The organism is Colwellia sp. Bg11-12, assembly GCF_014076955.1.
GTDB lineage: Bacteria > Pseudomonadota > Gammaproteobacteria > Enterobacterales > Alteromonadaceae > Colwellia_A.
Genome location: NZ_JACGUZ010000056.1, coordinates 50,577 through 64,383, shown reverse-complemented (window position 1 = coordinate 64,383; position 13,807 = coordinate 50,577). Strand labels below are relative to the sequence as shown.

At 36.1% G+C, this 13,807-nt stretch carries 9 protein-coding genes and 1 pseudogene; 6 read left to right on the top strand and 4 right to left on the bottom strand.

Going from position 1 to position 13,807, the window contains the following annotated elements; all coding sequences use genetic code 11:
- Positions 1-53: 53 nt before the first annotated feature.
- From ettA to H4J39_RS04615, 5 genes and pseudogenes are all read left to right on the top strand, one after another.
- Positions 54-1,733: an energy-dependent translational throttle protein EttA gene (gene ettA / locus H4J39_RS04635; RefSeq protein ID WP_182226216.1), complete on the top strand. Its 1,680-nt coding sequence runs from the start codon at positions 54-56 to the stop codon at positions 1,731-1,733.
- A 161-nt stretch (positions 1,734-1,894) separates the two neighbouring features.
- Positions 1,895-2,275 (top strand): PilZ domain-containing protein, encoded by a 381-nt coding sequence (locus tag H4J39_RS04630; RefSeq protein ID WP_182226215.1) that lies wholly within the window; start codon positions 1,895-1,897, stop codon positions 2,273-2,275.
- Positions 2,276-2,310: 35 nt separating this feature from the next.
- Entirely contained in the window at positions 2,311-2,808 is a 498-nt protein-coding gene (locus H4J39_RS04625) for a glycine cleavage system protein R (RefSeq protein ID WP_182226214.1), read from the top strand.
- A gap of 134 nt (positions 2,809-2,942) precedes the next feature.
- Positions 2,943-5,138, top strand: a pseudogene (ppk1, locus tag H4J39_RS04620) (polyphosphate kinase 1).
- Complete coding sequence (locus H4J39_RS04615) at positions 5,139-6,704, top strand: Ppx/GppA phosphatase family protein (RefSeq protein WP_182226213.1); 1,566 nt, start codon at positions 5,139-5,141, stop codon at positions 6,702-6,704.
- 304 nt (positions 6,705-7,008) lie between these two features.
- Here H4J39_RS04615 and H4J39_RS04610 read toward each other — a convergent pair whose 3' ends face one another.
- The 4 genes from H4J39_RS04610 to H4J39_RS04595 form a co-directional block, all read right to left on the bottom strand.
- Positions 7,009-7,974, bottom strand: a complete 966-nt coding sequence (locus H4J39_RS04610; RefSeq protein WP_182226212.1) for a PstS family phosphate ABC transporter substrate-binding protein — start codon at positions 7,972-7,974, stop codon at positions 7,009-7,011.
- 573 nt (positions 7,975-8,547) lie between these two features.
- Positions 8,548-9,843: a phosphate regulon sensor histidine kinase PhoR gene (gene phoR / locus H4J39_RS04605; RefSeq protein ID WP_182226211.1), complete on the bottom strand. Its 1,296-nt coding sequence runs from the start codon at positions 9,841-9,843 to the stop codon at positions 8,548-8,550.
- 55 nt (positions 9,844-9,898) lie between these two features.
- Positions 9,899-10,600 (bottom strand): phosphate regulon transcriptional regulator PhoB, encoded by a 702-nt coding sequence (gene phoB, locus H4J39_RS04600; protein WP_182181813.1) that lies wholly within the window; start codon positions 10,598-10,600, stop codon positions 9,899-9,901.
- 171 nt (positions 10,601-10,771) lie between these two features.
- Entirely contained in the window at positions 10,772-11,698 is a 927-nt protein-coding gene (locus tag H4J39_RS04595) for a porin (RefSeq protein ID WP_182226210.1), read from the bottom strand.
- 324 nt (positions 11,699-12,022) lie between these two features.
- Here H4J39_RS04595 and H4J39_RS04590 point away from each other — a divergent pair, with 324 nt between their 5' ends.
- The gene (locus H4J39_RS04590; protein WP_182226209.1) at positions 12,023-13,768 is read left to right on the top strand and encodes a HAMP domain-containing sensor histidine kinase; all 1,746 of its coding nucleotides are present in this window, start codon (positions 12,023-12,025) and stop codon (positions 13,766-13,768) included.
- Positions 13,769-13,807 lie beyond the last annotated feature (39 nt).

The following is a 13,807-nucleotide window of genomic DNA, read 5'->3' as shown; positions in this document are numbered from 1 at the left end:
TTAACCTAAAATATCGACAAGTTAATTTCTTCCTTCAAATAATAAGGTTTTCCATGGCACAACCATTACCAGATAAATTTATCATGTCGATGAACCGCGTATCAAAAGTGGTTCCACCTAAAAGAACAATACTTAAAGATATTAGTCTTTCATTTTTCCCAGGCGTTAAAATTGGTGTTTTAGGTTTGAACGGCTCAGGTAAGTCAACCTTGCTTCGCATTATGGCAGGTGTGGATAAAGACTTTGAAGGTGAAGCTACGTCTTTAGCCGGTACAAAAATTGGTTACTTACCGCAAGAGCCTCAACTTGATGAAAGCCAAACAGTGCGTGAAGCTGTTGAAGAAGGTGTTGCTGAAGTTAAAAATGCTATGGCTCGTTTAGACCAAGTCTATAACGAATATGCAGAAGAAGGCGCTGACTTTGATGCCTTAGCCAAAGAACAAGGCGATTTAGAAGATATTATTAATGCACAAGATGGTCATAATCTTGATAACGTTTTAGAACGTGCGGCTGATGCTTTACGCTTACCTGAATGGGATCAAAAAATTGCGGTACTAAGTGGTGGTGAACGCCGTCGTGTCGCGCTTTGTCGTTTATTGCTCGAAAAACCAGACATGTTATTACTTGATGAACCAACTAACCATTTAGATGCTGAATCTGTTGCTTGGTTAGAGCGTTTCTTACACGATTACCCAGGCACTGTGGTAGCAATTACCCATGATAGATACTTCCTTGATAATGTAGCGGGTTGGATTCTAGAGCTTGATAGAGGGCATGGTATTCCTTATGAGGGTAACTATTCTTCATGGTTGGAACAAAAAGATGCACGTCTTGCACAAGAAAGTAAAGGTGAAAGTGCACTACAAAAAACCATCAAGCAAGAACTTGAATGGGTGCGTTCAAATCCGAAAGCTCGTCAATCAAAAAGCAAAGCCCGCATGGCGCGCTTTGAAGAGCTTAATAGTCAAGATCATCAAAAACGTAATGAAACCAACGAACTTTACATTCCACCTGGACCTCGTCTAGGGGATAAAGTTTTAGATGTTAATAACTTAACAAAATCTTTTGGTGACAGAGTACTTATTGATGACTTAAGTTTTAGTGTGCCAAAAGGTGCTATCGTTGGCATTATCGGACCAAACGGCGCAGGTAAATCTACACTGTTTAAAATAATGTCGGGTGCTGAAAAGCCAGACTCAGGTAATGTAGAGCTAGGTGATACGGTTAAACTTGCCAGTGTTGATCAGTTCCGTGATGACATGGACAATAGTAAAACCGTCTACCAAGAAATATCTCAAGGCCATGAGATATTACAAATTGGTAATTTTGAAATTCCAAGCCGTGCTTATGTCAGCCGTTTTAACTTTAAAGGTAACGATCAACAAAAGATCATTGGTGAGTTGTCTGGTGGAGAACGTAACCGAGTTCATTTAGCTAAACTAGTGCAAACCGGCGGTAACGTATTACTGCTTGATGAACCCACCAACGATCTTGATGTTGAAACCTTACGTGCGCTTGAAGAAGCGTTGTTAGAGTTCCCTGGTTGTGCCATGGTTATCTCGCATGACCGTTGGTTCCTTGACCGCATTGCAACTCACATTTTAGATTACCGTGATGAAGGACAGATTAACTTCTATGAAGGTAATTTTACTGACTATGAAGCTTGGTTAAAGAAAACACTGGGCCCTGCAGCTACTGAGCCTCACAGAATTAGATACAAAAAAATAGGGTAATATACCCCCCTAAAGCAATTTATCTAAAAAATATCTATTAGTTATTAAATAGTTATAGGCACTTTATTTATGTGAATATATAAAAATTCACATGAATAAAGTGCCTTTTTTACAAAAGGGGGCTATGCTGAAGTTACCAATTAACTATTTGAACTTAAGCAATGGAAAATAGACGTCAATTCACACGAATTTTGTTTTCAATCAATGCGATATTAGAGGTTGAACAGCAAAATTATCCCGTTACTATCCACGACATTTCACTTAATGGCGCCTTAGTCACTATGCCTAAGGCTGAAAGCTCACTAAAAGGCAAATTGGGCTTGTTACACTTTGACTTAACAAATGGTGAATCAGTTGTTGAAATGCATATTGCCGTAGTGCATGAGGTCAGTGATAAAACAGGCTTGCAGTGTGAGGTTGGCTTGCAATGTAATGCCATCGACATTGACAGCGTTACGCACTTAAGAAGGTTAGTTGAATTAAACCTAGGTGATGAAAGCCAGCTTCACAAAGAGCTTTCACAATTATCACGTTTAGTTTAATACTATATAAAATCAGCTTTTTATAGAGGCACATCATGAACCATTTAGTTATTTCATTTATGACCAAAGATCGCCCTGGTTTAGTCGAAACTTTATCAAAAGTGGTTAAGCAGCACCAAGGTAACTGGCAAAATAGTAGTTTACATCACTTATCAGGCTTCTTTACTGGTGTACTAGAGATTGCAGTAGAGCAAGCTCAATCTGCAGCGCTAACCCGTGATTTAAAAGCATTACCTGGTTTTACCATAAACATTGAACAAGCTACTCCAGAAAAAGCCAACAATGCCGCTAACATTGTCTTAGAACTTACAGCGAACGACAGAGAAGGTATTGTAGAAGAGATATCGGCTGTTATTCATCATCGAGGGGGGAATATGTTAAAACTGGTTAGCGTGCAAGACAATGCCCCGCATACAGGACAAGCACTTTTTAAAGCGAAAATAACCTTATCCGTTGACAATAAACAAACAGACAGCTTAATAAGTGCATTAGAAGATTTGGCTGACGATTTAATGGTTGATATTTCTCGTTAATCATAAAGGCCATCACATAACCCTTAAGGTTTTATTAGCCTGTTTCCCCCAGTCTTTATTGGCATAATAAAACCGTCATATTTTTTACCTATACTTGTTTTAACAGTAATATTAATTACGTTTGAGTAAACAAGATGAATAATCCCCTTACCTTTTTTGACAAAGAACTCAGCTGGCTTACCTTCAACGAACGTGTGTTACAAGAAGCGGCTGATGAAACAGTTCCACTTATTGAGCGCATTCGTTTTTTAGGCATTTATTCAGCAAATTTAGATGAGTTTTTTCGTGTTCGTATTGCGGGTATTCGTCGAAGTGCTATTTTAGAAGTTGCTCAAAACAGCGGACAAAAAACCAATACACTGCTACATCAGCAAATTAGTGATAAAGTTAATGGCTCTACCGAAGAGTTTAAACGTGTTGCCGAGCGGCTTTTTTCGCAACTTACTGATAAAAAAATAGAAATTATTTTTAACGACAATCAATCAAATAGTATTGAGAGCAAGCTTAATGTTGACCAAAAATCATGGCTAGAGCAGTATTTCGATAACAGAATTATTCGCCATATCACCCCTATTGTTATCCACTCAAAAACACATCTAGCTCATTGTATTGATGATGACGGTATTTATTTTTTAGTCGCCTTAAATTGCGAAGATAAATTACAGACCGAACAAATACAGTTTGCTTTGGTAGAGATCCCTCGCGAGGAAGTTCAGCGTTTTATTCTTATCCCAGAAAAGCTCTCTAGCGAACATCAGCCCAGTAAAAGTCAGTATATAATGCTACTTGATGATGTTGTACATTTCTTTATTGAAAAACTTTTTAAAGGAGTATTTCACTACGATAGATTAGAAGCCTATTCAATAAAGCTCACCCGTGATGCTGAATACAATTTAATTGACGACCTCGATGAAAGCTTACTTGACCAAATGTCTAAGGGGTTAAAACAACGATGAAAAGCTGATGTGGTACGCTTAGTTTACGACCATAACATGCCACAATATATGATCACCTTCTTACGTAAAGCACTTAAAATAAAAGAACTTGATAATTTAGTCCCCGGCATTCGCTATCGTCATTTTAAAGACTTTATAAAGTTTCCTAATATAGGAAATAAAAATCTCGAAAAATCAGAATTACCACCACTAACCTCCAGTCGTTTTATGGCCTTTGATTCTGTTTTTGATGCAATACATCAACACGATATCTTATTGTATTACCCTTATCATAAATTTAAACATTTCACCGAGTTTGTCAGACAAGCCTCTTATGATCCGTTAGTTAAAAGCATTAAGATTAACGTTTATCGAGTTGCAAAAAATTCACGTATTATCCACTCATTAATTGAAGCGGTAAAAAATGGTAAAAAGGTTACTGTTGTTATTGAGCTTCGAGCAAGGTTTGACGAGCAAGCAAATATTGAATGGGCAAAAGTAATGAAAGACGCGGGCATTCATGTAGAGTTTGGTATTGAAACACTTAAAATTCACGCAAAGCTTTGCTTAATTACTCGAATTGAAGATGAACAAACCGTTAAGTACGCACATATTGGTACAGGAAACTTCCATGAGAATAACGCACGCGTTTATACTGACTTTTCACTCTTTACAAAACATAAAGAAATTTGCCAAGAAGTGAATAATGTATTTTCTTTTATTTCACATAGTTATAAACGTTTTCGATTTAATCACTTAATTGTTTCACCGTTAACAGCAAGACGTCGCTTATATCAACTTATTGATCATGAAATTCAGGTTGCAGAGCAAGGTGATAAAGCAGAGATAATTTTAAAGCTCAATAATCTAGTTGATAAAGGCTTAATCACCAAGCTGTATGCGGCCAGCAATGCTAAAGTCAATATTCGTTTAATTATACGTGGTATGTGCTCACTTATTCCTGGCGTGAAAGGGATGAGTGAAAAAATAAAAGTCATTTCTATTATCGACCAATATTTAGAACATCCCAGAGTAATGGTGTTTCATAATGAGGGAAATAAACAAGTATTTATCACTTCTGCAGATTGGATGGAAAGAAATTTAGATCATCGAGTAGAAGTGGCCTGCCCCATATATGATGAAGAGTTAAAAACACGAATTTTACATACCATCGAGCTACATTTTAAAGATAATACCAAGGCGAGAATAATTGATCGTCAGCAAACAAATCACTATGTTAGCCACAATAATAATGAGCGCGTTCGCTCACAAGTAGCGATCTATGATTATTTGCAAGAACAGGAGTTTATAGATCAGCAATGGTTGATAAAAACCCTACCGAATATAAAAAGTGAGTCTACAATGGCTAGTGAAACTGTAAAAAATCATGAGTAAATGATGCAAAAATCGCCAACAACCACTAATGAACAACACATAACACAAGATTACTTTGCAGCACTCGATATTGGTTCAAATAGTTTTCACTTTGTACTCGCCAGAAAAATAGGTGAGCATTTACAAATTCTACATTCGGAAAAATACCGGGTAAAACTTGCTCAAGGATTAGATAAAGATAATAATTTAAGCGCTGAAGCTATTTACCGGGGCGTAAAAACCCTTGATAACATAGCTAGTTCTGCTGCCCATATTCATAGGGAAAATTTTCGTATTGTCGCGACTCATAGTCTGCGAAAAGCAAAAAATATCGAAACGTTCTTACAACAGGCAGCAAAAGTTTTCCCTTACGATATTGAAATCATTTCAGGGCATGAAGAAGCCCGTTTAATCTACCAAGGAGTTGTCCATCATTGTGAAAACTTTGGACAACAATTAATTATTGATATTGGTGGTGGCAGTACCGAGTGCATTATTGGTAACCAACAAGAAATAATGACTTTAGCCAGTTTAAATATTGGTTGTGTCAGCTATACGCAAAGCTACTTTGCCGATGGATTAATCAGTGAAGAAGCCTTTAAAAAAGCAATTCGTGCTGCTAAGCATGAAATAGATTCTGTTATCAAGCGCTTTAAGAACGCGAGTTGGCAAAGTGCTATTGGCACTTCTGGTACATTCAAAAATATATATAAAGTACTTAACAATGAAGGAAAATTGCCACAACCATTCACACTAAAACAGCTGTATACCTTAAAAAAACAACTACTAGAATACCGCCATTACCATGAGTTAAACATTGATGGCTTAAAAGAAGACCGACAAGAACTGATTTGTGCAGGTGTTGCCATAGCCATTGCACTCATGGAGTGTTTGGAGATTAACGCACTTGATTATTGTCAATATGCACTTCGTGAAGGCGTTTTATATGAACAACTTGAAAACCTTACGCTAACCCATATAAACAATAATACCCGCCAACGCAGTGTAAATAACTTAGCAATGCGTTTTAATGTTGACCAAACACAAGTCAGTATCATTCAAAACGTATTAAAAATATGGTTAACACAAGTAGAAAACAAATGGGTTTTATCTTCACCCGTTTACACTGAATTATTAATGTTTGCTGCGCAACTACATGAATTAGGGATTGATATTAATCCTTCAGGTTATCAAAAACATGGACAATACATTCTCACCCATAGCGATTTAGCTGGATTTAACCAAGAGCAGCAGCAAGCACTTGCCTGGCTGGTAGGAAATCAACGAAAAAAAATAACACCCCTGACTCAGTACCAGTGGTATTTATTAAATCCTGAGAGTTTAAAGCAAATTTGCAGCTTATTGCGACTAGCCATTTTATTATCTCAGCAACGCCAAGATGATACAATTTCTCCTGTTGCTAGCGTTAATGTTTCTAGCCAGAGCTTAACATTACAGATTGATCAGCATTGGCTTCTTAATCGTCCCATTGTAGATACTGAATTATTTTATGAGCAAGCAGCTATAGCAACGCTTGGAATTGATTTAAAAACGTCTATTGATGATAGCACTGCTGCTGATTTTTAGTATTATCTTCAACGTCACTTTTAATAGGTATATCTTGTCTTTTTATTGATAATATCGATAAAGTTAAATCTCAAAAATCTTCATTATGTTACCCAACTGTCTTTACCCAATAAAAATCCTCTCGGTAGGTTTATTACAGAAAGGATTTAACTCTGCATTCGTGTAGCAATGAAGTTCACTAATAAGTGCCTGCTTAAGATACTCAACTATTGCTTGTCTTTATAGTTGCACTCGCTCGTTAATATAAACGAAAAAAGGCCTGATATAAATCAGGCCTTTTGAAAGAGCAACTTAGGTGTATTGATTAAAGCTTGATACCTAGTTTTTTCAATTCTTTTTGAACAACCGAATTAGGTAGTGGAATATAACCGTCTTTCTCTACAATCTTTTGACCTGACTGAGAAAGTACCATTGTTAAAAACTCAGCATCCATTGGCGCTAATGGCTTGTTAGGGTGCTTGTTTACGTAAACATATAGAAAACGAGATAATGGGTATTTTTTCGAGATAGCATTCGCCATATTAGCTTCAACATAGTTGTCACCTTTTTTAGATAACGCTAACGCTCTAACACCTGATGTTTTATAACCAATACCCGAATAACCTATACCGTTTAATGAAGATGATACTGATTGAACAACAGAAGCTGAGCCTGGCTGTTCATTAACGGTGTTTTTAAAATCACCTTTACAAAGCGCTTTCTTTTTAAAGTAACCATAAGTGCCAGAAACTGAATTACGACCATAAAGTTGAATATCTTTAGCTTCCCAGTCTCCTGTTAGTCCTAAATCACCCCAGCGGTCTGCATCTTTATTAGCACCACATTTGCGGTTATTTGAGAAAATAGCATCAACTTGATCAATACGTAAACCCTTGATAGGGTTATCTTTATGAACAAAAACAGCAAGTGCATCAATCGCTACACGAACAGCCGTTGGCTTGTAACCGTAACGTTTTTCGAATGACTCTATTTCACGAGATTTCATTTTACGACTCATCGGCCCTAAGTTTGAAGTCGCTTCTGTTAATGCCGGTGGCGCAGTAGATGAACCTGCTGCTTGAATTTGTATATTCACATTTGGGTAGGTGCGTTTAAACTCTTCAGCCCAAAATGTCATCATGTTGGCTAAAGTATCAGAACCAACCGAAGATAAATTTCCTGAAATACCACTGACTTTTTTATATTCAGGTAAATCTTTATCCATTGCTATTGATGAGAAACTCACCAAACTTGCTAAACCTATAACGCCTAAAGCACGTTTAAAACCCATGTTATTCTCCACTGAGAGTGTTGTCCCAAATAAATTATTATTAATTTATTTGGGGCTAATTAATTTATGAACACTATATAAACCTTATGTGACAATTATATTTAAGGTTTGTGACACTTATATGACATACGTAAATATATAAGCATATTTTCCCTGATATTCACCAACATAAATAAATGAAAACTATTCGTTACATCACAATAATATTTTTATAACAATAGAGTCTTCTATAGTAATCACATTTTCATCTATCGCATTATTATCGAATATGCCTATGTGTTGATTTTGAGCTACCTATCAAACTCCGTTCTCGAAAAAAAAGCCTTTTTGTATATAACTAAGGTATGCGAAATAAAAACATTAAATTAATAATATTATTCAAGATGTAGAAAAAATTCTAATGAGATTGGTTCGGTGCTATAAGTTATAAAAGGAGATTGCGGAACAAACTAATTTACTTGCACTTAAAAGTTTATGAACGTCAGTGAACAGCAGCTTTTAGGGACGCTTATCAATGAAAGAATAAAGTTATCTAACACTTTATTCTTTCATTAAATAAGTATAAAAATGACCTTAGCCTTTATCTAATACTTCAAAATAAATAATAAATTCACTGCCCTCACCCCACTGACTTTCAATCGCTAATTCAGCGTTATGGTGGTGTAATACATGCTTAACAATTGATAAACCAAGGCCTGAACCTCCGGTGTCACGAGAACGAGACTTGTCTACTCTAAAGAATCGCTCGGTAATACGATTAACATGCTCAGGACGAATCCCTGGCCCATTATCTTTAACCGAAAACTTACCTTTATTACCACTGCGTTGCCATGAAATATGAATAATTCCATGATCAGCCGTATAAGCAATGGCATTAGAGATTAAATTCACACAAGCGCTTTTCAATTCAGTATCAATACCTTCAATCCATAGATCGTCAGCAATATCAGCCGTGATTTTATGTTGTTTTTCTTGATTAAGCCAAGTTGCGTCATCGACTAAGGTTTTAATTAACTTAGGCATATCGACAAGTTGTTTTTTTTCTTCATCTGCATGATTTTCTATTCGTGATAAAACCAATAACTGTTCGACTAAACGGTCCATGCGTGAAACTTGTGTTTCTATCGTGCCAAAAGCCTTTTGCCAATGAGGTTCAAGCGCATGTTCAGTCGTAAGTATCATTTCTACATAACCGCGCACAACCGTGAGTGGGGTTTTAAGTTCATGAGAAACATTAGCAACAAAGTCACGGCGCATTTCTTCTAATCTTTTAATCTTACTGACATCTCGCGCAAGAAAAAGCACCTGATCACTACCATAAGCCATTAAACGTAATTCTAACTGTAAATCATTATTAATAGGAGAAATAATATGACAAGGCTGCTCAAAATTACCGACTTCTAGATACTTAGTGAACTCAGGAAAACGAATTAGGTTATCAATACGCTGTCCAACATCGCTTGGCCAGCGAATACCTAAAATACGCTGAGCTTTTTTATTGCCCCACAAAATGGTGAGTTCATCAGACAGTACCAATGCCGCATCAGGCAATGCTTCAGCACCATCTCTGAACTTTCTAATGCGTTCATTCAGCTGTTTTTGCTTGTGGCGATGTTGCCTAATTTGTCGATATAAACCATCATATATTTTACCCCAAACACCTTCAGACTGAGGAGGGGAAAGTGTTTTACTACGCCACAACCACTTCAGAAGTTTAAGTAGATGATGGTAGTGCCAGCATAAAATAGCAAAAGTACTAATAAAGAGTACTAAGAGGGTTTGGCCAATTAAAAAACCAAATAACGCGCTTACTGACAAGATAGTCAATAAACGCGTGATGATACTTTTGACGGATAAACGAAAATACATAGTGAGTCGTTTTTACCTATGACAAATAATAACAGTACGAGAACTCAATTTTATATTAAGCACTCGTTTTGAGTTTTCCTGAAAATCGGTAGCCCGACCCACGAACAGTTTGAATAAAATCTTCATGCCCTTCGCCAGTAATTGCTTTACGCAAACGCCTAATATGAACATCTACGGTACGGTCTTCAACATAAACGTTAGTGCCCCAAACATTATCAAGTAATTGTTCACGGCTATAAACACGTTCGGTGTGTGTCATAAAAAAGTGCAATAAACGAAATTCTGTTGGCCCTAAATCGAGTGATCTGTCATTAATTGAAACGCGATGAGCGATGGGGTCAAGTTTCATACCATGAAACTCAATAGCTTCTTCGAGTGCCGTAGGTGAAACTCTACGAATAACTGCTTTAATGCGGGCTATAAGTTCTTTTGGGGAAAATGGCTTGGTTACATAGTCATCAACGCCTGCATCAAAACCTTTAACTTTGTCGTCTTCATCAGCACGAGCCGTCAACATTATAATAGGAATAGAGCGTGTATATTCATTCTGTTTTAATGATTTTGCTAATTTAACCCCTGTGCCTCCTGGTAACATCCAATCGAGTAAAATCAAATCTGGATATGGCTCAACAATCTTTGCTTTAGCCTGTTCGTAATCTTCAGCTTCAATAGCATTAAAACCATTTTGTTCTAATACAAAAGTAATCATTTCCCTGATCGGTGCTTCATCTTCAACAACCAATATTTGTCTATTCATGTTAACTTCCCGTTATCTGTACACACTTTACTTATTGACCATTGTGATAACTTTTTATGACATTTATATTACACATATCAAGTTTAATCCATTTATCTTCGCGCAAAAAGCCCAGCCATAAAAAAAGCGACTAAAAGTCGCTTATTTTCACAATAATTATCATGAGGATTCTTAAAATTTGTATTCTAAACCTACCGCTAAGTAATCTTCATCTGCTGCACTGTCCATATCAAACGTAGTATAAAAAGCAAATAGTTTTGTGCTTTTAGCTAAAGCGTAATCAGCGCCAAGTGTCATACCTGAACGGTCATCGCCACCATCATACTCAGCAGTTTGCAGCTGTGCTTTAACGGTAACTTTATCAAAACCATATTTTGCTGAGAATAAGAAACCGTCGACTTCACTGCCATCGGAAACTTTTTCTTGCGTATGGGCAATGGCACCTAAAGTGAAACCCGCAAGTTTGCCTTGAACAGTTAAACGCTTTGTATCATAACCTTTCACTTCAGAATCAATCGCTACAGCAGCATAAAAAGTAGATTTTTTAAGCCCACTATCACCATAAAATAAAGCAATTGAGGTACCATCTTCAGTGTCAATGGCATCTTCTGCAATATAAGTTACCCCTAATTGTAAACCGTTAAACTTAGGTGATTTATAGGTAATAGTATCACTCATACGGTTCTCACCCTTCCAAAGGTTTTTAATATCCGCATTTAAATCACTGAATAAATCGACCTTTCCTTGTGACTGCTTTAATACCGTATCATTTATTCCTAATAATACTTCACCAAAGTTGCCTTTTAAGCCAATATATTGATTACGGTCAGTAATACTATTGCCTTTTTCACTATCACCATCGAGGTCAACTTGAAACTCAGCTTTAAAAATCACTTCCAAATCATTACCTAAATCATGCCCACCTTTAAAACCGATACGTGAAGCGTTACTTTTAACTTCGGTGTAAGAACCCTCACCATCATCTGAAGATTGAACCGTTAAGTTTGCTTTGCCGTAAATATTTACATCACCGGCAAATGCCGATATAGAAAACGTTGATAATAATGCTGTAGCAATAACGCTATAAGAAAGTTTCATAGGTATACCTTATGTATGTCAGAATTTTTATGTTTAAAACTATTTAAATTAACTCATTATTTGACGCATATTCTGCCCAATCTTTATGACACTTTTGTGACATTATGAATCTTTTTTTAAAAGTTTATGACATTTTGATAAATTTAGCTTTTTTTGCTTATAAATACTCAACATTTATCACTTAACTTAAAACATTATTTACCCTACTAAAATAGGATAAAACAGCTTTTATTGAATAAAAATCATTTATATAGAAAAAAAGACTTTTAACCTACCGTAAAATGTCTAAAATCAGTGTTAGGTATCATAAAAAAGAAAGTTGAAATGAAGGTAAAAAGCATATCTCGAAAACTATTAACACGAGTGCTATCGGTTTATTTTATTTTAACCTTTATTGTTACCTGTGTTCAAATTGGTGCCGAATACATTAACACTAAGAGTCACATTAACAGTGAACTGCTTACCCTAGAACAAACATTCAGTGGTAGTTTAACTCGTGCTGTTTGGGAGCTGAATACTCAACAAGCTGTCGATATTGCTGAAGGATTAGTTGCTATCCCAATGATTAAGGGGATAACAGTCACTGATGAAAATGACCAAGTTATTGCTCAACTGGGTGAGTTTTCTAACGATGATTATTTTAATCAACCAGAAAAAATAGCATTAAATAGTGAATATTTTACCATTGACTCACTTTCAGGAGGATTATTCGGTCATTCTTTCCCACTTATTTTTGAATTCTCTGGTCGAACAACAAAAGTGGGTACCGTCATTCTATTATCAAGTGACACCGTTATTTTTGAGCGTATTGAAGTAGGTATATATTTTTTGATTGGTAATGCGATGGTAAAGACTGCAGCATTAGTTATTTTATTTTCACTCGCCTTCTCTCATTTATTAACCAACCCGCTGAATGAACTTACCGAACAAATTAATCATTTTGATATCGATGATCCAGAAGCATCAAAACTTCACACGATGAATTATGAAAACAATGAGCTGAATATTTTGCAAAATGCTTATAACAACTTGCTTGATGAACTCGTACAGCACCAAATACGGCTAAGTGTAGCAAAACAAGAAATTCTAGCGGCCAATCACAAGCTTGACGACCAAAACTTAATACTAGAACAAGAAGTCGCTAAAAAAACATCATCATTGAGTACCACTATGCTCGAGATGAACAAACAACAACGTGAACTTATTGAGCAGCAAAAACGGTTAACCGCTGAAAACATTCGACGAAGTCAAACAGAGGAAACGTTAACGAAAACGAACAAAGAATTAAAAAGCTCTATTCAAGAGCTAAATAAAGCGCAAGAGCGCTTAATTGATGCAGAAAAAATGGCAATTTTAGGTAAATTATCGGCTGAAATTTCACACGAAATTAATACCCCTATCGGTGTGAGCATAACTTCAACCAGTTATTTAGCTGATTTATTAGTTTCTCTGCAAAATGATATCGAAAATCAGAAGTTGACCAAACGATCTTTAGATGACTTCACCAATAATGCAGATCAAAGTTTACACTTATTAATGAACAACCTTAACCGTGCCTCTGATTTGATCACAAGCTATAAGCAAGTTGCGGTAGATCAAACGAGTGACAAAACTCGAAAAATTAATCTCGCCAAATACCTACATGAAATTATTCAGTCTTTGCAGCCTAAATTTAAAAAAACCAAACATGTCATTAAAGTCGACTGTGCTGACAATATTGACATTTACTGCCACGCAGGTGCAATTTCACAAATATTTACGAATCTGATTATTAATTCTATTCTCCATGGTTTTGATGGTATAGAAAGTGGCATAATTACTATCAGTGCACAGCTAAAAGGTGAACGCTTATATTTGCACTACCAAGATAATGGCGTAGGTGTTCCCCAAAATAAATTACCACAAATCTTTGACCCTTTTTATACCACTAAAGCAGGTAATGGTGGCACAGGTCTAGGTACTCATATTATTAATGAATTAGTCACCGACACGCTAAATGGCACAATAGTCGCAATGTCTAACGCAGGAGAAGGTCTTAGCTATGATATTGAATTTAATGATATGCGTTAAAATAGCTTTCATATAAATATTAAATTCAAGGCTGTACTA